The sequence below is a fragment of the Halohasta litchfieldiae genome, assembly GCF_002788215.1.
In the GTDB taxonomy this organism is placed as follows: Archaea; Halobacteriota; Halobacteria; order Halobacteriales; family Haloferacaceae; genus Halohasta; species Halohasta litchfieldiae.
The window spans coordinates 1,282,641-1,303,827 of record NZ_CP024845.1; the positions used below are offsets into that span (position 1 = coordinate 1,282,641).

The window sequence follows — 21,187 nt, forward strand, 5'->3', positions numbered from 1 at the left end:
GACTGGTAGGTATGTCCCGGCACCGCTGGCAGCGTCCACTCGCGTCGACACAACAGGGTCGCGAGGCCACACGCGCACAGGTCATCGAAGCCATAGACCGAACTGCACCCGAAACCAAATCCGATCTCGCTTCGACAGTCGGAATCTCCGAACAGTATCTCTCGGAGATCCTCCAGACACTGAAAGCCGACAGTGTCGTTCGGAAAGGGTACGTCGTCGACGATGCGGCAGTCTACGAGGAGACGACGGGCATCTCTCGGCTTTACAGTGATTCGGCTCCTGAGTCAGTCGACGGGATGACCTCGCCTAGCGATCGTGGACCAGCAGTACTGTCCCTCCTCGAACGGCTCGAAACCGTCACGACGACACAGTACGAGGCCGCCCGAACGGCCTTTGATGGCGGTGAGCCCGAACAACCGGCTGACACGCTCGAATCACTGACCAACGAGCGCTACGGGGCCGTGATTTCGGAGCTCAAATCCTACACGTTGACCACCGACTGGCCCGGTAACCGCGTGGCAGCAGATCTTGCGAGTATTGCAACCAATTTGGAGATCGTTGGCGACCGTGCCTGTTTCATCGCAGACGTTGTCGACGGGCGGCCAGAGCCAGCAGCAGGTATTATCACAGAACGGATCGGCGACATCTTTCGGGCTGGAGATCGCATCAACGACAGGTTCTCGACGATTCTGTTCGAGTGTGATCTCTCGGCGTACACAGACCTCAGAAGCGAAGAAGAAACCATCCACCGGGATATCGATGAACTGTTTGAGCTGGTGACTGCCTACGATATGGAGCTGTATGGCTATCTTGTCACAGTCATTCGGGCCTTAGAACGGGCGATCTACTACTGGGCCGATGCCGCCGAACTCGCAGTCAATCTCCATTCGGGGCTCACACCAAATCACGGACTGGAATAGCAGCCGTCGATAGCAGCGAATCTCGTAAGAATCTCGTGACGACGACCAGTCGACAGTGGTAGCCAACAGTGTTAGTCGACAAACAGAGCTGAGAGAATCAGTCGACAGTATTAGTCGACTGTCTCGATAGATTCTGGAGCATACTGTTCGAGAAATCGATCGAGGTCGCGGAACTCGCCGAGTCGGTCGGCCAGCGTTTCATGGTCCCAGAGCCACCACTCGGTCGACTCGATACGTTCGGCGACCGTGGGGGAAAACCGGCGTCGAATCGGGGTTGCGGGAACGCCCCCAACCACAGTGTAGGCTGGCACATCGTGAGTGACGACAGCACCGGCAGCGACCACCGCACCGTTGGCAATGGTCACCCCTGGAAGAACGATTGCACCATGACCAATCCAGACATCGTGGCCAATGTCGACCGGCTGGTCGGCGCGCCACTCGAAGATCGACTCGTCGTCGGCACCGAGCTCGTAGAGCTCTGAACGGTAGGTGAAATGGTGGGCTGTCGGACGGTCGATGGGATGGTTAGTCGCTCCCAGTCGAACGTCCGCGGCGACATTGCCAAAGCGACCGATCGTAGTGTAATCCAGTTGGACCCGGGCCATGAGATAGCTGTAGTCGCCGAGCGTCGACTCGTTGAGTCGAGAGCCCGCATGGACTTCGGTCCACTCGCCGAGTTCGCTCTCGGAGATCGAAACCGGGTCGTGTAGTGTCGGTTCGGGTCCTAACGTGCGAGTTTGATTGGGTCCGTGTGAGTCGATATAGACCATCTACGAGCGACGCCCCGCGGTCGACTCAATGATCTTTCTCGGTGCGTTGAGGAACGTCTCTATGATACCGCGTTGCTCGATTTCCTCGTCGTCACGGAGATACGACCGGACGCGCTGGCTCAACAGTTCGACGGTCCCCGCAAGCAGGAGGATGAGGATGATACAGGCCATCATCTCGGTGTAGTTGAACGTTCTGCGCTGGAGATCCAGTTCGAGACCGAGACCACCGGCTCCGATAAGCCCAAGTCCGATGGCGACCCGGACGTTGTGTTCGAGATCGAAGGCGATCCAGGCGATAAACTGGCGGAACACTTGACTCAACATCCCGAACGAGATGATCTGGGATTTGTTTGCGCCCGTGCTCCGAATCCCCTCAATGGGGCCGGTGGCAATCTCTTCGAGTTCGTCAGTGAACAGTCGACCCAGATAGCCGGTGGTGTCGATCATGATGGCGAGTGTCGCCGTAAAGGGAGTGACACCGCCGAGCGGGATGAGGATGAGCACCCAGACGAGCGCCGGGATGGCTCGGATCAGACTCATCGTCCCGCGGAACAGGAAATTAAACGGGTAGGGCACAACGCGTTCGCTGGCCATCACACCGAAAAAGATCGCCGCAGGAAGCCCGAGTACCGACCCGGCAAACGCGATCGAGACGGTGACAAGCGAGGCCTGAAACAGGTTTTCGGCCACGATGAACTCCCAGTACTGCATCACGTCGACGAAGGGGATTCCGTAGTAGGTCGTTGGCGGGAAGTACCCCCCGAGTGCATCGATGAACTGTGGGATCTGCGTGATTAGTTCCGAGATCGAAAACCCGACCGAACGGAGCGAGATGATAAAAAAGCCGGTCCCGACAATGAGGCCGATAAGTGTGTAGAGCCGCCGCATCGTCTTGCGGCGTTTCATCTCGGTGAGTTTTTGGTCTATTGGACTGTCGCCAGTTGCTTCGAAGCCGAGATAGGTTTTGAGGCGGTTGGCCCCCGATGATTTGGAACTCACCCTTGAACCCTCGGAGTGTCCGACTGGTCGCTGTTGGACTCGACCGGCTCCGTACTGCTCGTCTCGGCGAGACCGACGGTTTCGACGTTTCCGTAGAGGTTGTCGACGCGTTCGGGCGTGAGGTCCTCGGGGCCACAGTCGAACAACAACTGGCCGTCCCGCAGGCCGATAAATCGCTCTCCGAAGTGGGCGGCGATGTTGACCTGGTGGAGACTCACCAGTGCAGTGACCTCATGGACACCGGCGGCTTTCTTCAGATACCCCATCACTGTCTCAGCACTGGAGGGATCGAGGCTGGCGACCGGTTCGTCGGCCAGCAGTAGTTCAGGATCTTGGACAAGCGCACGAGCAATACCAACTCGCTGCTGTTGGCCGCCGCTCATCTGGGAGACCCGTTGGTGGGCCTCATCGAGCAGGCCGACTGTCGAAAGCGCATCCAAGGCGCGTTTTTTGTCCTCGCGGCACTGCCACTGAAAGAGGCTTTCGACGAGACCGGTTCGTTCGAGCGAACCGTTCAGTGCGTTCAGATACGCCGAAACGCCGTCGACGAGATTGTGCTGTTGAAAGATCATGCCGACCTCGGGTTGGGAGCCAGCCAATGGCTCGTTGTCAAGGTAGACACCACCACTGGTGGGCTCAGTCAGGCCATTGACACAGCGCAACAGGGTTGATTTCCCTGCACCGGACTCACCGAGCAGGACGACGAACTCGTCTTCGATCTCGAACGAGACGTCTTCGACTGCGGTTACGTCACCATACTCCTTGGTTAGGTTCTCGACTTTGAGTGTACTCATGTTGAAAGAAAGGGGAAAGGATGGCTGCGATTACTCGCCCAGTTCGATACCGAGATCGTTGAGTCGGGTGATGACCGGCTCGTAGTCTTCCATTGAAGTATCTCGGAGTGTTGTAAACGGAAGTTCTTCTTCGTCGTAATCGTCGGGGTAGTACTGCTCGATCTGTGACTGATCTGAGTTCAAAAGCACCTCACCAATCTCATCTCGCAAGGGAGAGTCCCAGGTCGCCCGGGTATACACTGGCTGTTTCGGAATGGGGAATGACCACCAGAACGGTCGGAACTGCGGCGTCTCGGTGCCGATCGTGTCGAGGGCGGTGCTGTACTCGGTGACACGGTCGGGGAGTTCAGTATCTTCCGGGATATGTGGGACACCGTTGCCACCGTAGGTGGTTGCAGCATCGGCCTCGCCGTTACCGACTTTCTCTAAGGCAATGTCGTGGTTCGACCAGCTGCCCTCGAAGTCGACCGGGTCACCATCGGGTGCCTCGCCGACATTGAGACCGGCTTGCTTGAGCGCATACAGGGCGAAAATGGAGCCACTCGTCGAGAGTCGGTCGGCGAAGGCCATTGTCCGTCCCTCGATATCTGTTCGTTGTTCGATATCCGAATCCGGCTGAGTGACCATCATCGAAAAGTAGAACGCCGAGCCGCCGGTAACGGTGGTGCCGTAGACGTCCATCAGGTCCGGATTCGAGATGAGCGTGATGTCGTCCATCCCGATCTCGGCCTGTTCGCTTTCGAGTGCCGGACGAACCGCCGAGTAGTCCTGGGGGACCTGCATCTCGACACTGACGTCGACCTCCCCTTCGATGAGATTTTTCATGGGCATATACCGCTGTTCGGTATCAGCTGGCGTCCCCGGTGTGAGTACCATAGTGACTGTATCCATGTCATCACTGGACCCCAGGACACCTGCACAGCCCGAAAGGCTGGCAAGCGCTCCGGTAGCGAGGCCTGCTTTTGTGAGATACCCTCGTCGACTCGTTTTCGACCCTACACCTGCTGTTGCTGACGTGCCGTCTATCATCATCCGAACGGTTACAAAGAGCCGGGATAACGATTTGCAGCATAGAGTCTGGATGGAACCGTCTCAGAGAGGCAGTACGTGGGTCGAGTCAGCACCGAACCAGCCGAGTATAGACTCGTCCGGATAGGTCTGGACGCCTAGAGATGGGACAGTGATTGAGCCTCGAAATCGAATTGGCAATAGAGAGTACCCAGCGAACGCTTATGCAGTAGTTGTGGCTGGTCTCGACCGACTGCATGGTAGACCCACATGACCGTTCGGACCGGTTCGAACTCATCGCAGGCTGCGATGGGGAGACACTCGCCCGGTTCGCCAACGACGTCCTCGAAGCCGACCCACCACTCGCCGTCAGACAAGAGCCACAACCACAGCTGTTGATGCAGCAGGTTGTCGAGCCCGTCGAGCGCCGGGCGTTCAACCTCGGTGAAGTTGTCGTCACACCCGCAGCCGTCGAACTGGACGGCCACCGAGGGTTCGCGATGATCCCCGGAAAGGCCGAACGGGCCGCCCTCTCGGGGGCAATTGTCGACGCCGCCGTCGCGGGCGACCACCCGATTTCAGACGAGATAACCACCGCACTCGAAGCCGCCGCCGCCGACCGCGAGGCCGAACGCGCCCAACGATGGGCCGAGAGCAAACACACCACCGTCGACTTCGAGACGATGGAGGACCAACAGTGAGAACACTCGGCGTCGATCCAGTCCACGGCACACGCGAGACGTTTCGGTCGCTACTGGACGTGATGAGTCGACCAGGAACTGTCGAAACAGTAGCCGATCCAGCCGATTACGCGGTCGTTTCGACGCTCGTCGACCACGAGGTGCGTGTCGCCACAGACGACGAGACACTCAAAGAGGCACTGTCGGCCCAGGGTCGACTCGACGAGGTGGCTCCGAGTAAAGCAAATATTGTTCACGCGCGCGATCACGACTTCCTTGACGTCCGTGACTGTGGGCGTGGCTCACTTATCGAGCCCAGCAACGGCACGACAGTTATCTACCGTGTCGAGGGACTCGCCGCTGGCTCCCACGACAACCTCACCACCGTCTCGCTGTCGGGGCCAGGCGTCGACGGGACCGCAGTGCTTTCGGTCGGACTCCCACCGGCCGAACTCGATGCGATTGCTGCGGCACAGTCGACCTACCCACGTGGTGTCGACGTTATTTTCACCGCTGCCGAGACGGTGGCAGCGATTCCGCGCTCGGTAACCATAGAGCGGCCCGCCGAACAGCCGGCGTCGACCTCGGAGGTGGCCTAATGGGGTACGTCGCGGTCACTGCCGGCGAGGAGATCATCGAACGGGCCGAACAGCTGTTCGAAAAACAGCGGATCGACGGCCAAGAGACAGACATCTCGGTCGACCAACTGGACGGACAGCTGGGTCGACTCACTGCCCAGGCAATGAGCGAAGGAGGGCTGTATGCTCCTCGACTCGCCGCGCTCGCGGTCAAGCAGGCACAGGGCGACACTGTCGAGGCCGCCTTCCTGCTTCGGGCCTACCGGTCGACGCTCGAACGATTCGATGAGACCGTCCCGGTCGAACCAAGTGAGATGCTCGCCAGTCGGCGCGTCTCGCCAGCGTTCAAAGACGTCCCCGGCGGCCAGATCCTCGGTCCAACGAAAGATTACACCCAGCGCCTTTTGGATTTTGACTTGATCGAGGGCGATTCGAAGGATCCGACTGCGGACTGGGAGACGACCGAGGGGAGTGACCCTGACAACGCTGACGACCCTGAGAAACTGACCAACGTGATGGAACTGCTCCGCGAGGAGGGGTTGATCGACGAACCCGACGAGCCCGACGAACTGGCAGTCGACGAGCCGATTGAGCCGACCGATACGACCCGGGAGCCGGTAACACACCCACCCGACCGCGATGCAGTTCTCCAGGAACTCGCACGGGGCGAAACGGGTGCGGTGACTGCGCTCGGCTACTCTGCACTGCGCGGGTACGGTCAGGTCCACCCGACACTCGCAGAGGTCCGAGTCGGTCGACTGCCAGTAACGATCGAGCATCCCTACACTGGCGATGAGGTGACAGTCACCCACACCGAGGTCAGCGAATCGGAGGCGATCGTTCCCGTGTACGCCAAACGGGACGACCCGCAGTTCGCCTTCGGCTACGGGCTGACCTTCGGCCGCAACGAGCGCAAGGCCATCGGGATGACAATTCTCGATGCCTCCATCCAACTCGATGGCGTCACAGAACCGGCCGAGAATCCCGAATTTGTGCTCGATGTCGTCGACGGGATGGACTCGTTTGGATTCATAGAACACCTGAAACTGCCTCACTACGTCACCTTCCAGTCGACACTCGACCGGATACGGTCGATCCGTGAGCGCAAAGGAGTGGGCCAAACAGGGCAGGTCGACACTGAGATTCGAGACGATGGGAGTGATGACGATAGCGGGAACGATGGTTCCGCCAGCGGGAGCAGTGATCCCGACTGCGGGCACGATGATCCCGACAGCGCAGTCGACGAGCCAACGCCTGACGAGGAACCAGTTGTTGCGGAGGTAAGCGACGATGACTGACCAGATTATGACCGACGAGCCACCAGAAACAGTCGAGTATCAACTCAGAACAGCCGATGAGTCATCTGTAGCGACCGACGGTGGGACGACTGTTTCGTCTGACACAGTCGACGGTGAGACAGATGCTGTCGACGCTACCCTCGACGCACTGGAAAGCGACGGACTGTCGGGCTACAACTACGCGTATCTCGACGAACACACCAAACGCGAGGTCCGGCGGTCGATGCTGAAAGCCGTCGCCATCCCCGGCCATCAGGTACCCTACGCCTCCCGGCCGATGCCACTGGCCCGTGGCTGGGGGACCGGTGGCATTCAGGCGTCACTGTCGATTCTGGGACCGGACGACCGGTTCAAAGTAATCGACCAGGGAGCCGACGAGAGCGTTAATGCGGCCAACATCCGTCGACTGGCCGAAAACACCGCCGAGATCGAGACGACCACCGACACGACCGACGCAGATCTGATCCAGACGCGCCACCGTATTCCCGAGGAAGTGCTGACCGACGATCAGATCCTCGTTTTGCAGGTGCCGATCACCGATGCACTCCGGAAAGTCGACCCCTCGGATGCGGCCAACCGGCGTCGACACGCCCACAAGAACTACGGAAAAATGTGGGTCCATCTCTACGAAAACGTCGTCGAGTGGGGTGAAATCAACATCTCCTCCCGGTATCCGACGATGGTCGGCGGGCGGTATCTGATGGATCCCTCGCCGATTCCGCGCTGGGACGTGCCGAAACTCGATGATGCCGACAATCTGTTTGTCTTCGCTGCAGGTCGAGAGGCCCGCATCTATGCGGTCCCACCGCACACCGATGTCGAACCGCTGGCGTTCAGTGATCGCGAGTTCACCGTCGAGCGATTCGGCGGGCAGTCGTGTCACGCCTGTGGGTCGACCGACACCTATCTCGTGGAGGTCTCAGAGGAAGCAGGCGACACTGACCGAGAAACAAACAACACTGACCGGGAGTTCGAGACGCGCTATGCCTGCAACGATTCGAGCTTCTGTGCGAAGCGCCGGGAAAACCCCGAGCTACCCAAAGACCACCACCTCGACCGCGGGGGCGTCGACTGGGGGCCGAAAACGGCCAGCGAAACCACCGGGAGTCGAAAAACGGCCGCGGGAAAAACCAAGAGCCCAGGAGGTGAGGCCGAATGACGCTACTTTCGGCCACAGGACTCCAGACCGTCTACGGCGAGGGGTGTTCGCGCTGTATTGAGTCGACTGGCGATCGTGCCGGGACGAACCAGTGTCCCCACTGTGGAAGCGTCGTCGCCTGTGCTGAGGCCGATCTGTCGGTTCGAGAAGGCGAGGTGCTGGGCATCGTTGGTGAATCCGGTTCGGGAAAATCGAGTCTCGCAGAACAGCTTGCCTTAGAACGGGACCCCGATGCCACCACCACCGGGATGGTCGACTACGACGGCTATGACGGCAATCTGTTAGCTGTCGATTACGAGACGCGACACGACCTCCGAACCAGTGATATCGCACTCGTCCACCAGCACATCCGGGATGGTCTCAATCCCGAGTTTACCGGTGGTGGCAACGTTGCCGAAAAACTGCTGTCGGCTGGCTGGCGCTCCTACGAGGACGTTCGCGACCGGGTCCAAGAGCTGTTCGAAGCGACCGAGATTCCGGTCGACCGAATGGACGACCCGACGAGCACCTACTCCGGTGGGATGCAGCGCCGAGTCCAGATCGCACGCGCACTCGCGACCGATCCAGAACTCGTTGTGCTGGATGAGCCAACGACTGGCCTCGACGTGAGCGTCCAGGCCCGCGTGTTGGATATGTTCCGACAGGTCCAGCGCGAGGAGGGCGTCGCCTGCGTCGTCGTCTCACACGATCTCGGCGTCGTCCGCCTGCTGGCCGACCGAACGCTGGTGATGCGTCATGGTCGCATCGTTGAATCGGGGCTCACCGACCGCGTGATGGAAGATCCGCACCACGAATACACCCAGACACTTATCAATTCAGTAATATGACAGCACTTACCGTCGACGGCTTGTCCAAAACCTTCGACATGCACGTTCTCGGCGACACCCAAGTCGTCGGGCTCGACGACGTCTCGTTCGATGTCCGCGAGGGAGAGTTCCTCGCGGTCGTCGGAGCATCCGGCAGCGGCAAATCCTCACTGTTGAAATGCCTCTACCGGACCTACGATCCGACAGGCGGTCGGGTCGTGTATCATCGCAACGCCTTGGTCGACAGTTCATCAGACAATTCATCGGACAATTCATCGGTCGACCTCGCTTCCTGTGACGACCAGACAGTCATCGGGCTCCGAAACACCGCGATCGGCTACACCTCTCAGTTCCTCGATGAGATACCACGCGTTCCCGCGGTCGACGTGGTTTCGCGTCCCCTCCGCGAACAGGGTGTTCCAGCCGAGGAGGCCCGCCAACGAGCCCGGGAGCTGTTGTCTCGGCTCCGACTTCCCGAGGAGCTGTGGGAGGCATATCCCGCGACCTTCTCGGGCGGCGAGCGACAGCGAGTCAACCTCGCCCAAGCACTCGCCCCGAAACCGGATCTCCTGTTGCTCGACGAGCCGACCAGCGCGCTCGATCCCGACACCAGACAGGCTGCGATTGATCTTTTGCGGGAGTATCTCGACGCCGACACTACCGTCATCGGTGTGTTCCACAATACGGCGGTCATCGAGGCGGTTGCCGACCGAGTTGTCATGCTCGAAGACGGGCAACTCCAAGGGGTCGTTCCGGTCGACGACTACGACGGGGAGGTGGTGAGATGACCAACTCTACGACCAGCGATACCGCATCGACCGGCGAAACCACACCAACCAGCGAGGACGCATCGACCGGCGAAACCACACCGATCGGTGAGGCTGCATCGACTGGTTCGATAGCCACGACAGACACCCAAACAGTCGACTCGCTTGCGGTCGTCGGTGGGCAGGTCGTTACCCCAGAAACGGTCATCGAGGGGGGAATTCGAATCGAAGGCGACCGGATTGTCGAGGTTGGCGATGTCGACACAGACGCTGACAGAGTGATCGACGCCAATGGGCGTTACGTGCTTCCCGGACTGATCGATCTCCACGGCGACGATATAGAGGGTCATCTTCATCCCCGATCGGGAGCCCGGATGTCGACGCCGATGGCGCTTGCCTCGGCCGATCGGGCCAACGTTGCCGCCGGGATTACGACGAAGTTCCACGCAATCTCCTTCGAACTCGATGAGGACGCCGATCGGTCACCGGAGCTGGCCGCCGAACTCACTGGGGCGATTACCGCCGCCAACGGGCTGCTAGTCGACCACCGGCTCCATGCCCGATGTGAGGTCACCCAACCGGAGTGCGTCGAAGCAGTACTGGCTGTCGTCGAAAACGGCGACGCCGATCTCGTCTCGGTGATGAGCCACATCCCCGGCAAGGGGCAGTTCCGAAACATCGAGTCGTTCCGCGAGTATTACGCGGAGTCGACCGACCACACCGTCGAGGAGGCCGACCGAATCATCGAAAAGCGGGGCGACGTTCCGATGTCGACCATCCGAAAACGAGTCCAGCAGGTCATCGAGCGGGCCCACGACGCCGGGGCGGTCACGGCCTCTCACGATGACGAAGACCCTGAGGAAGTAGCCCGACTTGCCGATGTCGGCGTCGACATTACCGAGTACCCGATCACAATGGCGACCGCCGAGCGGGCTGCCGAACGCGGCATGAACACCGCGATGGGCGCACCGAACCTGGTTCGTGGCGAAAGTCAGTGGGGGAATCTTGCGACAGTCGACGCCATCGAAGCCGGTGTCGTGGATATCCTCGTCGCCGACTACCATCCACCATCACTTCTGGCGGGCGCGTTCGTCGAAACCGGCGAACCGTTGGCAGATCGGATCAGACGGGTGACTGCAACGCCTGCCGACGCTATTGGATTCGCGGATCGAGGTCGTCTCGAAGCCGGCAAACGGGCCGATCTCGTAGTCGTCGACAGCGAACCGACGCCGACAGTCACTCAAGCAATCGTGGGTGGACAGCCGGTGTATCGAGCAGATGGAACGCTTGGAGGCAAGCGATGACCGACCGCAGACTCGGCGCAGCAATGGATATCCGGTTTGATGCCAACGTCCCGGAGTTTCTCGACTACATCACGGATCGGGGACTGAACCACATCGAACTCAAACGCGAGTATCTCTACGGCCATCCCGAGGCACCGACCCCCGAGCGACTGGGCGAACTGGCCGATCAGTACGATGTTTCGGTCACCTACCACGCCCCCTTCCGAGACTGGAATCTCGGGAGTATCAACGAGGCCTCCCGACAGGCATCAGTCGACCAGGTCAAACAGACCATCGACGATGCTGCGACCGCGGGTGCCGGGGCGGTCGTCGTCCACGGTGGCTCAGTTCCCCACCGCTACCCCGAGTGGGTTCGGAGCGCCGCCCACGAGAACGCCCTCCAGTCACTGGCTGAATGTGCCCAGTACGCCCAACTCATTGGCGTCCCGATTTGTCTGGAAAACCAGCCCAAAAGCCGGTCGAAACGCCGGTATACCACCACGCCAGCCGATCTTGCAGCAGTACTCGACGAGGTCGACGTGGTTCCCAAATACTTCGGTGTGACACTGGATGTCGGCCACGCGAAGGTCAACGGCTACGACTGGGAGGCGTTTGTCGACCGCTTTGGCGACCGGATTCGGGTCTGTCACCTCCACGACAACGATGGCACTGCAGATCAACATGAGCCACTGGTCGACCACGAATCAATCGTCGAGCACGTTCCGGCCGACTACTTCGTCTTCGAGACGAAATCTGTCGACGACGTGGCTCGGTCGGTTGGTGCCGAGCCGGTTGTCCCGGAGACAACACTTGCAGCCGACAACTGAACCCAGTATGAAACGACGAACTGTGCTCGGGATGGCAGCAACAGTCTGCGGAACAGTGGCTGCTGGCTGTCTGGGATCGACTGTAGCCGGAGACGTGGTGAGAAACGAGACGCCACTGGAACTGAGCCACGACTACGAAATACAGGGGACACCGTCAGGTACGCGGGTGGTTGTCGACGTTACGGCCAAAAACGGTGGCGAGAGCCCGATTACTCCCGATGGCCGAGTGCCACAGCTCTCGTGTGCGTTTTTAAATGAATCCGAGGAAACGCTTCATCAGTCCGGCGTCCAACCTGTCGAACCGATCGACGTCAGCGAGACCGCGAGCTTCGAGTTCTCGCTCGGGACCCGTGTCGACGAGGTGACGCGATACGAACTCGGGGTCGACTGGATCGACGCCTGACCCACCGATCCCACAGTCGCTCTCTCAGAGATCCGACATCCAGTCGGCGTTCGACCGGTGTTGGGCTGCGACGACCTTGATTCCACGCTGATCGAGCAGACCGTCTTCTGTGAGGACACCGGTGATGAGATCCCCCGGTGTCAGATCGAAGATCGGATTACAAACCGAGATCGCCTCGCTTCCGTCGTAGACTGCGGCTGCTGGACCTGACTCCGAATGGAATGTGTCGTCAGTGGCGACCTTATCGCGGGCTGCAACCACATAGACAGGCACGTCAGCGCGGTCTGCGGCCAGAGCGAGCGCACGCGTTCCGACTTTATTGACGATGTCCCCATTCGGAAGGATCGTATCTGCACCAACGAGGACGGCACCGAACTCCCGGTCCGAGAGGATCGCTGGCAGTGCGCTGTCGGTCGTCACTGTCACATCGAGCCCAGCGGCCGCCAGCGATTCGGCGGCCTCGATCCCCTCACGATCCGGTCGCGATTCGGCGACGGTGACCGCCTCACCGAGTTCGATGAGGGCATCTCCGACTGTCCCGGATCGCGAGAGTGTCGCAATCGGTCCCGAGAGTCGATCTGCGGCCGTCGACGCGGCGGTGGCATCGGCATCGAGTGCCGCCCCGATCTCGTCGAGAGCCCGGTCGTGAACCGCGGCTGGTGACTGTTCTGCGGTCGTCATCACGCGGTTGATCCGGTTTGCCAACACCGCCATGCTCGGCCGAGAATCCTGGAGTGCGAGGGCTGGTTCGACGAGTTCACTCCACTCTGAGACTACCGCTGCCTGATCCCGAAGCACTTCGAGGGCCCGAATCGAGAGCGCCGCCGACCCGTGAACCGTATCGGCCGCAATCGTCGTCACCGAGGGCGCGACCTGCTGGTAGGCTTCCCAGAGCCCAGGAACGGTCTCGCGGTCGAGCATCGCGGTCGGAGCGATCCAGTCGACCGCATCGACACCATCGATCGAGCCGATCTCGCGGCTCGGTGTGTCGAACAACACCGGGTGGACAGTCCGTTCGCGGCCATCCGAGACAGTGAACGATTCGCCTGCGTAGGCAAGCGTGAGCCCCGAGAGCCCGGTGAGATCACGAACGAGTCGACGGCCGGCGTCGACCCGACTCCCCGAGCCGGTCGCAAGCGAGCCGGAGATCCCATCCCAGCGCCCCGAATCGACCTCGGCGTCGGCTCCGCGACGAGTCACAAGCACCTCACCACGGTTTCGGACGAACGCAGTAACGATCTCGGTCATCGTTTCATTGTTGTCGTCGACCGATACCATGGTTTCCATTGTTCGGATGTATGACTAGTAGTATAAATGAAACTCGTACTGTAAGCCGACCTCTCCGTCGACACCGGTTCGACCGGCCCCTATCGTCGGCCTTTTTGAGTCGACAAGCCGTACTCACGTCATGGAACTATTCGCTGTGGCAGACATACCCGAAATCCAGCCGGGTGACGATCTCGCCGCCCAGATCCGAAACCGGGTCGACCTCCGACCCGACGACGTGGTCTGTGTCGCCAGTACAGTCGTCTCGAAGGCCGAAGGCCGAGTTGCTGACCTCGAAGACTACCCCGCGGGACCACGCGCCCGAGAGATTGCTGCCCATCTTTCGGAACTCGAAGATAGAGAGAAGGATCCCAGATTCGCCCAGGCGGTCCTCGAAGAGAGCGTCGAAATCATCATGGAGTCGCCCTTTTTGCTCACAGAAACGCGATTCGGCCACGTCGGCGTCAACGCCGGTATCGACCGCTCGAACGTGCCGGGCGGCGACCTGCTTTTGCTCCCGAAACGGCCCAGCGAGAGCGCGGCTCGGATCCAAGCCGAACTTCCTGCCGAGCAGGTCATCGTCACCGATACCTGTGGTCGACCCTTCCGCTACGGCCAACGTGGGGTTGCCATCGGCTGGGATGGGATGCCCGCAAGTCGTGATTGGCGAGGGGCGGTCGACCGCGATGGCCGAGAACTCGGAGTAACGGTCCAGAACGTGATCGACGAACTCGCCGCGGCCGCGAATCTTGTCGCTGGCGAAGGCAACGGTGGAACACCGGTTGTCGTCGTCCGTGGCTTTGAGTTCGGCGACCTCCCGGGCAGCCAGAACCATTTCCGAGATCTCGATGGCGACTACGTCCGCCAGGCGTTGCGTGGCTGGTCCCACAGCCCAACGGAGGGTGAAGCCTAATGTTCGGGATCGAACTCACGCCTGAACACCCAATCGAGCGACTCACTGATCTCGGGGTTCGAGCCGAGAAAGCCGGGTTTGACACCCTCTTTTCGTCGTGCCACTACAACAACCGTGATGCCTTTGCCGCACTCCACCACATCGGCGCAGCAACCGACGACCTCCGTGTTGGACCGGGCGTTGCCAACCCTTTTGAGATCCACCCCGTCACGCTGGCCTCGAAGGTCGCAACCATCGATGAGGCGACTGGTGGCCGTGCTGTCTTCGGCATCGGGCCGGGCGATCCGTCGACGCTCGCCAATCTCGGCTACGCCGACGATCGCGGGCTCCGACCCGTGCTTGAGGCATTTAAAACAGCACAGAAGCTTTGGGCTGGCGAACGCGTCGACCACGATGGCACCTTCGAGGCAACCAACGCGGGACTCAACTACGAACCACCAAGCGGCCCTGGAATTCCGGTCTATGTCGGTGGCGAGGGGCCGCACATGTGCCGGATGGCCGCCAAACATGCCGGTGGGCTGTTGTTCAATGGCTCTCATGAGGCAGATCTCGCGTGGGCGCGCGAGCAAGTTGAAAAAGGGCTGGCCGACCGACCAGACTCTCGCGGCGAGTTCGATCTCGCAGCCTACGCCAGTGTGAGCGTCGACGAGGATCGTAAAGCTGCCCGTGAGGCTGCTCGGCCGCCGGTTGCATTTATTACCGCGGGGGCAGCCCCACCGGTACTTGATCGACACAATATTGACAAACAGACCGCCAGCGAGATCGGGACCAAAATCAGTGCCGGTGAGTTTTCGGCGGCATTCGAACTCGTGACCCCAGGGATGATCAATGCCTTCTGTATGGCTGGCACCGTCGACGACGTGGCCGACCGGATGGCCGGTGTGTTGGACCATGCCGACAGTATTGTCGTTGGCTCACCGCTTGGGCCGGATCTCGAAAGCGCAATCGACCTCGCAGCCGAGGCCTACGACCAGGTCGACTAAGGACGAAGCCACCAGTAGCGGTCACCGACCCAGTAGGACACGTCGACTGAGAATCGAGTCAACTGAAACGGTGAGGCGATTCGAGTACAGAAACAGTACGAGTCGGTGGGGTATTTGATTTTATGCGGTGTTATTCGATATTACTCTATTTTGTCGTCGGGGCCACGGCCGAGACGCGGCAGTGGGATTCCAAGCGCACCGAGGAGGGGATAGCCCATCGCCGCAACCGCAGTGACGACAAAGACCGTCCCAACAGCCATAATAAGCGGAGACAGTGGATCGGCCAGTGCGACCTCTCCGAACAGTCCAGGCATCTGTATCGCATCACCAAGCAGGCGGACGACAAAGTCGACGAGTGCGTTCATGACTATCGCTTTGGGTTCCCAGTATATGTGTGTTCATGTCTCGTGGTCGACCAGCCCAGACCCGAACCGCTTTCCTGTTTCGATAACCAATAAAACCCAATGAGTACGTTACCCTGGATTCTCACAGGGATTTTGATCTACTCGGTTGTGGCGATTGCGCTCAACCAGCGCGGGCTCTTGCCCGGGTATGTCAAAGTCTCAGGTCCACTAATGACGATCCACACCGGACGTGGACGAGCCTTCCTCAACTGGCTTGCGACACCGAAACGAGCCTGGCGAGCCCTCGCGAATATCGGCGTCGGAATTGCACTGGTCACGATGATCGGGACGTTTGTGATGTTGATCATCCAGAGTGTCACGATCATCCAGTCGCCACCGACCGAAACAGTCCTCCAGAATCCGCGGAATGCGCTCGTGATTCCCGGTGTCAACGAGTTCCTCCCACTGTCTGTAGCCCCCGAGATCATTATCGGTCTTCTCGTCGGGTTGGTCGTCCACGAAGGCGGCCACGGACTGCTCTGTCGCGTCGAGAACATCGATATTGATTCGATAGGTGTCGTGCTGTTCGCGCTGTTGCCGATTGGCGCATTTGTTGAACCAGACGACGAGAGCGCAAATACCGCCAGCCGTGGGGCACAGACCCGAATGTTCGCGGCGGGTGTTCTCAACAATCTACTTATTACAGCCCTCGTTTTCGGACTTCTCTTTGGGCCAGTCGGGAGTGCAATTGCGGTCGCTCCGGGAGCCCCCGTCGGTGGTGTCTACCCCGGGGGTGCTGCGGACCTTGCGGATATTAATCAAGGCGACCGGATCGTTGCGATCGATGGCACCGAGATCGAATCGGACGAAACACTCAGCCAAGCCCTCGCTGAGATTGACGCTGAGACTGTGAGTGTCACCCTGGCGAGTGGAGAAGAGGTGATGGTCGAGCGATCTGCGTTCGTCACGACGCTCCTCGAAAACTCACCGTTTGCCGGCGAGAACGGGCTTGCGGTCAACGATACGATCACCGCCGTCGACAACACGTCTGTGACGACCGAACAAGAGATCAAAGCGGCAGCCCAAAACAAGTCGGTCGTCACGCTGACCTACAATGACGGTGAGACTGGTGAGGAACAAACAGCAACAGGACCACTTGGCGTCATGACAACGGTCTCTCCAGATGATCCGCTTGATGCAGCGGGAGCACCCGGAGACGAGCAGGTGGTTATCACGAGCATCGATGGCAACCGGATCCTCGATTTCGAGGACGTGAGCCAATCGCTCACCGACCGTGAGCCGGGCGAGACAGTCGACATAGTCGCCTATGCTGACGGAGAGCGGGGCCAGTACACCGTCGAACTCGGCTCACATCCAGAGGATGACGACCGGGCCTACGTCGGGATTCTCGGAAGCACACCGCTGAGTGGCATCGGCGTCAACAGTTTTGGCGTGATCTCATACCCGGCCGAAAACTTCTTGTCAATTCTCACCGGGGCCCTCGACGGGGGGGTCGCTGTCCTCCTGTTGTGGCTGCTTATCCTCCCATTTGCCTCGATCATTGATCCGACAATTCAGTTCAATTTCGCTGGCTTTGTCGACGTCAACGCAGCCTTCTATGAGGTTGTTGGGCCACTGTCTGTGCTTGGAGACGGCGGTGTGTTCCTCCTGGCAAACATCCTGTTTTGGACCGGCTGGGTCAATATCAATCTCGCGCTGTTCAACTGTATTCCGGCGTTCCCATTGGATGGGGGTCGGATTCTCAGATCTGCGACAGAGGCAGTCGTTGCACGGCTTCCCGTCGACTCGAAACCCGAGTTCACGAGGGCGATTACGACCAGTATTGGCCTGATTATGCTGATCAGCCTCATCCTCATGATCTTCGGTCCGCGGCTGTTGAGCTAAGGGGCACCGCTGTTGGCCAATAATGGCTCTGGGCATCCCAACACGCAAGGTCCATAGTTCCGGCGACCGAACCAGTAGCTATGGCCGATGTCCCGCAGACTGACGAAGGCTGGTACGTGTTACACGATTTTCGGACGATCGATTGGGACGAGTGGCGAGCGACGCCCGAGGGGGATCGACAGCGTGCAATCAGCGAGGGTGTCGACTACCTCAGTGACCACGAGTCGGTCGACGAGGGTGCCTCGGCGGTCTTTTCGATTCTTGGTCATAAGGCCGACCTGCTGATCCTTCACCTCCGACCGACGCTCGACGAGATTTCGCAGGCCGAACGACAGTTCGAACAGACCGCCCTCGCAGGTGTCACCGACCAGTCGACCTCCTACGTTTCGGTGACCGAAGTCTCGGGCTACGTCTCGGATGCCTACTTCGAGGAGGATGGCGAGGTCGACGCCGGACTCAAACGCTACATCGAAGGGAAACTCGAACCCGAGATTCCCGACGACGAGTACGTCTCGTTTTACCCGATGAGCAAACGTCGCGGCGAGGAACACAACTGGTACGATCTTTCCTTTGACGATCGTGCCGAACTAATGAGCGGCCACGGCGAGACCGGCAAACAGTACGCCGGGAAAATCAAGCAGGTTATCTCCTCGTCGGTTGGGTTCGACGACCACGAGTGGGGTGTGACGCTGTTTGCGGCCGAACCGACTGATATCAAGGATATCGTCTACGAGATGCGGTTCGACGAGGCGACCTCGAAGTACGGCGAGTTCGGCTCATTTTATATCGGTCGACGCTTCCCACCGCAGGATTTGGGTGCCTATCTTGCAGGCGAGACGGTTCCGACCGGCGACGAGACCAGCGGCCATCCACATAAAGCGGCCCACACACACGGTGATTCCAACCACGGTACCCATGGTGAGAGTGACACCAATCACGGTGAGGGCCATGCCCACGGCGACTCTCATCACGGCGAGTCGACTACCGACGAGGATTCAGTCGACGACGATCCGGCTGACGAGGAGTCGATCCGCGGCGAGTTGGCGGATCTCGACATTTACGCGGGCAAGCCACACGGAGAAGACGTGTATGCGACCGTGCTCTACTCGGAGGCCGACCGCGAGGAGTTATTCGAGGAGGTCGACGGACTGCGAAAGAACTTCGACCACTACGATTCGCACGTCAAAACCGCCGTCTACGGCGCAACAGACGGGGGCCGAAGCGCAGTCGTCTCGATCTGGGAGACCGCGAGTGCCGCCGACACCGCCGCGGGCTTCCTGTCGGAGCTCCCTGATATTGTCGAGCGAGCTGGCGAGGAGTCCGGCTTCGGCACGATGGGAATGTTCTATACTGTCAAACCGGACTCCCGAGAGGACTTCGTCGACAAGTTCGAGACCGTCGGTGGCGTGCTCGAAGAGACCGAGGGCCACATCGAGACGGATCTGATGGTCAACCACGAGGACGAAAACGACATGTTCATCGCTAGCCAGTGGAACTCACAGCAGGACGCAATGGGCTTTTTCGGCTCGGATGCGTTCCGCGATACCGTCCAGTGGGGACGTGACGTGCTGGCCGACCGACCGCGACACGTCTTTTTGGCCTAGTTGCTCTCCGCAGCATTCTGATTTCAAAACAGGATAGATTACCGATTACCGATTGTAGACCGTAATTTCGTCGTCGACCTGCTGGCGACTATTGAGTCGACGAGCCACCTCCTCAGTTTCCATCAGCTGTTCGAGTCGGCGTTCGAAGGTTCGCTCGTCGATCTCACCGCTTGCATATCGGTATTTGAGTCGGTCAAGCGGGGTGTCGACACCCGGTGGTGTCTCCTCGACTGGTTCGACAGGCTCGGATTCTTTTTTGTCCGAGCCAAACAGTCGACCATAGATACCATACAACACGTAACAGGCCATAACGATTGGTGGCCCGAACGTGAGGAGGACTGCCGCCGAAACCCACAACGGAATCCCCGGAATGACGACCGTCGGGAGGACAAAAAACAGCGTTATCGCGATCCCGGTCCAGAGGGGCGACTGGAGGACCCGTCGACCGCCTGCCTCAATGTGGGACTCCAAGGACATACAAGTGTTATCGGCAGGCGTCCATTTACCGGTTTCGTCGGTCGACGCAACCGAGAGTGAAAGTGAAATATGAACAGCGAGAGACGGCGCAGTCGGGTGGTTTCGAACCGAACTGCACGGGTCGGCTTCGATTTTGCTTGGGCTACTGCTTCGACTACCGATCCAACAGATAGCCCGCGACGCCAAACAGCCCAAAAATAAGGGTGAGTGGCAGCCATATTCCGGCAGATTGGTCGGTCAACCGACTGTGAACGAACACACACCCAGCCAGTAGTGTGTGTGTCGCCATGGTCAATTTCAGGAGTTTCAAGAGCGACACAAGTCGACTCATTGCTAGTCGCCAGCTACTTTCCGATCCAGTCCGGCAGCTCGGAGATCCTCGCCGTCGACCGAGGAGCGAAGACTATCCATCCCGTCAAATCGCTCGATACCGAAACCGTTTGCATAGAGGTCGTCGACGCGGTCGACCTCCTTGTCAGTGAGCGGAACCTCCGAAGCCCCAGCCCACTCGGTGATATCGGCTTTCGTCCGGAAGGTTGGCGTTACTGAAGCGACTGGGTCGTGGCTCAACAGGTAGGCAATCGAAGCCTGCCCCATTGTTCGTTTGTCATCGGCTTTGAGGAATTGGAGCGTGTCGAGTTTCTCCCAGCCCGTCTCGTACCATTCGTCGGGCCGGAAACCACGGTGGTCGCCCGCATCGAGTTCGGTCTCGGGAGTGACCTGCTCGTTGAGCAGCCCCGAAGAGTGAGGCACTCGTGGGATGAGGCTGGTCGACGATCCAGTGTTCTCGATGGTTTCGAGGAAGTGGTTGCCGACCTCCTGTTCGAACATATTCCAGACCAGCTGAAGCGAATCGAACTCCTCGGCAATTGCCATATCGCCCTCAGCAAGCCAGCCGATCGAGGGGCCGAGCGCCCATCCGGTCGCCTTGATGATGCCGTCTTCTTTGAGTTCGTCGAACACTTCCAAGATGTCCTCGTCGACCTCTTCGACATCGGCATTGTGGAGCTGGAGCACGTCGACAGAGTCGACGCCGAGTCGGTCGAGGCTCTTTTCGGTTGCCTCGCGGATGTATTCGGGGGTGATTTCTTTGGGGAGTTCACCGTGGCCGGCCTGGGGGTTGTTGTAGTAATCGTAGCCGATTTTGGTAGCGATGGTGACCTCATCGCGGTAGTCGGCCAGCGCCTCGCCGAGAAGCTCCTCGGAGTTGCCGTGGCCATAGACATCGCCCGTATCGAAGTAGGTGATCCCCTGGTCGATCGCGTGGTGGATCATCTCGATCGACTCGTCTCTGGTCCGGTCGCCCCACCAGTCAGTGCCGACGACCCACGCGCCGAAACCGACCTCGCTGACCGCCACATCGGAATCGCCGAGTTTGCGCTGTTGCATACTCCCACGTAGGT

General features: G+C 59.7%; 22 protein-coding genes. 14 read left to right on the top strand and 8 right to left on the bottom strand.

The window, feature by feature from the left end:
• The first annotated feature begins 11 nt into the window (after positions 1-11).
• A complete protein-coding gene (locus tag HALTADL_RS06540; RefSeq protein ID WP_089673565.1) occupies positions 12-920 on the top strand; it encodes a PhoU family transcriptional regulator in 909 nt (302 codons plus the stop codon).
• Between the two features lie 110 nt (positions 921-1,030).
• Here HALTADL_RS06540 and HALTADL_RS06545 read toward each other — a convergent pair whose 3' ends face one another.
• From HALTADL_RS06545 to HALTADL_RS06560, 4 genes are read right to left on the bottom strand one after another with little or no spacing between them, the layout of a single operon-like run.
• Complete coding sequence (locus HALTADL_RS06545; RefSeq protein ID WP_089673564.1) at positions 1,031-1,690, bottom strand: DapH/DapD/GlmU-related protein; 660 nt, start codon at positions 1,688-1,690, stop codon at positions 1,031-1,033.
• The gene (phnE, locus tag HALTADL_RS06550) at positions 1,691-2,689 is read right to left on the bottom strand and encodes a phosphonate ABC transporter, permease protein PhnE (protein ID WP_089673563.1); all 999 of its coding nucleotides are present in this window, start codon (positions 2,687-2,689) and stop codon (positions 1,691-1,693) included.
• Positions 2,686-3,483 (bottom strand): phosphonate ABC transporter ATP-binding protein, encoded by a 798-nt coding sequence (locus HALTADL_RS06555; protein ID WP_089673562.1) that lies wholly within the window; start codon positions 3,481-3,483, stop codon positions 2,686-2,688. Before HALTADL_RS06555 ends, phnE begins: the two co-directional genes overlap by 4 nt.
• 30 nt (positions 3,484-3,513) lie before the next feature.
• On the bottom strand, positions 3,514-4,359 hold the full coding sequence (locus tag HALTADL_RS06560) for a PhnD/SsuA/transferrin family substrate-binding protein (protein WP_245708499.1): 846 nt from the start codon (positions 4,357-4,359) through the stop codon (positions 3,514-3,516).
• A 389-nt stretch (positions 4,360-4,748) separates the two neighbouring features.
• Between HALTADL_RS06560 and phnG the strand changes: the two genes are divergently transcribed.
• The 9 genes from phnG to HALTADL_RS06605 are packed head-to-tail and all read left to right on the top strand — an operon-like array spanning position 4,749 to position 12,292.
• A complete protein-coding gene (gene phnG, locus HALTADL_RS06565) occupies positions 4,749-5,192 on the top strand; it encodes a phosphonate C-P lyase system protein PhnG (protein ID WP_089673561.1) in 444 nt (147 codons plus the stop codon).
• Positions 5,189-5,770 carry a phosphonate C-P lyase system protein PhnH gene (gene phnH, locus HALTADL_RS06570; protein ID WP_089673560.1) on the top strand — a complete coding sequence of 194 codons (582 nt, stop codon included), beginning with the start codon at positions 5,189-5,191 and terminating at the stop codon, positions 5,768-5,770. The genes phnG and phnH overlap by 4 nt, the downstream gene beginning before the upstream one ends.
• On the top strand, positions 5,770-7,047 hold the full coding sequence (locus HALTADL_RS06575) for a carbon-phosphorus lyase complex subunit PhnI (protein ID WP_089673559.1): 1,278 nt from the start codon (positions 5,770-5,772) through the stop codon (positions 7,045-7,047). Before phnH ends, HALTADL_RS06575 begins: the two co-directional genes overlap by 1 nt.
• Positions 7,040-8,206: an alpha-D-ribose 1-methylphosphonate 5-phosphate C-P-lyase PhnJ gene (locus HALTADL_RS06580; protein WP_245708498.1), complete on the top strand. Its 1,167-nt coding sequence runs from the start codon at positions 7,040-7,042 to the stop codon at positions 8,204-8,206. The genes HALTADL_RS06575 and HALTADL_RS06580 overlap by 8 nt, the downstream gene beginning before the upstream one ends.
• Positions 8,203-9,033, top strand: coding sequence for an ATP-binding cassette domain-containing protein (locus tag HALTADL_RS06585; protein WP_089673558.1), 831 nt, complete (start codon positions 8,203-8,205; stop codon positions 9,031-9,033). The genes HALTADL_RS06580 and HALTADL_RS06585 overlap by 4 nt, the downstream gene beginning before the upstream one ends.
• Positions 9,030-9,800 (top strand): phosphonate C-P lyase system protein PhnL, encoded by a 771-nt coding sequence (locus tag HALTADL_RS06590; protein ID WP_089673557.1) that lies wholly within the window; start codon positions 9,030-9,032, stop codon positions 9,798-9,800. The genes HALTADL_RS06585 and HALTADL_RS06590 overlap by 4 nt, the downstream gene beginning before the upstream one ends.
• A complete protein-coding gene (locus tag HALTADL_RS06595; RefSeq protein ID WP_089673556.1) occupies positions 9,797-11,083 on the top strand; it encodes an alpha-D-ribose 1-methylphosphonate 5-triphosphate diphosphatase in 1,287 nt (428 codons plus the stop codon). Before HALTADL_RS06590 ends, HALTADL_RS06595 begins: the two co-directional genes overlap by 4 nt.
• A complete protein-coding gene (locus HALTADL_RS06600; RefSeq protein ID WP_089673555.1) occupies positions 11,080-11,889 on the top strand; it encodes a sugar phosphate isomerase/epimerase family protein in 810 nt (269 codons plus the stop codon). Before HALTADL_RS06595 ends, HALTADL_RS06600 begins: the two co-directional genes overlap by 4 nt.
• Positions 11,890-11,896: 7 nt before the next feature.
• Positions 11,897-12,292 (top strand): hypothetical protein, encoded by a 396-nt coding sequence (locus HALTADL_RS06605; protein ID WP_218143708.1) that lies wholly within the window; start codon positions 11,897-11,899, stop codon positions 12,290-12,292.
• Between the two features lie 24 nt (positions 12,293-12,316).
• Here HALTADL_RS06605 and HALTADL_RS06610 read toward each other — a convergent pair whose 3' ends face one another.
• Positions 12,317-13,579 (bottom strand): translation initiation factor 2, encoded by a 1,263-nt coding sequence (locus HALTADL_RS06610; protein WP_245708496.1) that lies wholly within the window; start codon positions 13,577-13,579, stop codon positions 12,317-12,319.
• Positions 13,580-13,700: 121 nt separating this feature from the next.
• Between HALTADL_RS06610 and HALTADL_RS06615 the strand changes: the two genes are divergently transcribed.
• Both HALTADL_RS06615 and HALTADL_RS06620 read left to right on the top strand, forming a co-directional pair.
• Positions 13,701-14,471: a coenzyme F420-0:L-glutamate ligase gene (locus HALTADL_RS06615; protein ID WP_089673554.1), complete on the top strand. Its 771-nt coding sequence runs from the start codon at positions 13,701-13,703 to the stop codon at positions 14,469-14,471.
• On the top strand, positions 14,471-15,454 hold the full coding sequence (locus tag HALTADL_RS06620; protein WP_089673553.1) for a 5,10-methylenetetrahydromethanopterin reductase: 984 nt from the start codon (positions 14,471-14,473) through the stop codon (positions 15,452-15,454). Before HALTADL_RS06615 ends, HALTADL_RS06620 begins: the two co-directional genes overlap by 1 nt.
• A gap of 140 nt (positions 15,455-15,594) precedes the next feature.
• Here the strand turns inward: HALTADL_RS06620 and HALTADL_RS06625 are convergent, their stop codons facing one another.
• The gene (locus HALTADL_RS06625) at positions 15,595-15,819 is read right to left on the bottom strand and encodes a hypothetical protein (protein ID WP_089673552.1); all 225 of its coding nucleotides are present in this window, start codon (positions 15,817-15,819) and stop codon (positions 15,595-15,597) included.
• Between the two features lie 99 nt (positions 15,820-15,918).
• Here HALTADL_RS06625 and HALTADL_RS06630 point away from each other — a divergent pair, with 99 nt between their 5' ends.
• Both HALTADL_RS06630 and HALTADL_RS06635 read left to right on the top strand, forming a co-directional pair.
• Positions 15,919-17,703, top strand: coding sequence for a site-2 protease family protein (locus tag HALTADL_RS06630; RefSeq protein WP_089673551.1), 1,785 nt, complete (start codon positions 15,919-15,921; stop codon positions 17,701-17,703).
• An 80-nt stretch (positions 17,704-17,783) separates the two neighbouring features.
• A complete protein-coding gene (locus tag HALTADL_RS06635) occupies positions 17,784-19,307 on the top strand; it encodes a heme-binding protein (protein WP_089673550.1) in 1,524 nt (507 codons plus the stop codon).
• A 45-nt stretch (positions 19,308-19,352) separates the two neighbouring features.
• Here HALTADL_RS06635 and HALTADL_RS17660 read toward each other — a convergent pair whose 3' ends face one another.
• Both HALTADL_RS17660 and HALTADL_RS06645 read right to left on the bottom strand, forming a co-directional pair.
• Positions 19,353-19,784, bottom strand: coding sequence for an SHOCT domain-containing protein (locus HALTADL_RS17660; RefSeq protein ID WP_089673549.1), 432 nt, complete (start codon positions 19,782-19,784; stop codon positions 19,353-19,355).
• A 333-nt stretch (positions 19,785-20,117) separates the two neighbouring features.
• Positions 20,118-21,173, bottom strand: a complete 1,056-nt coding sequence (locus tag HALTADL_RS06645) for an aldo/keto reductase (protein WP_089673548.1) — start codon at positions 21,171-21,173, stop codon at positions 20,118-20,120.
• Between the last annotated feature and the right edge of the window lie 14 nt (positions 21,174-21,187).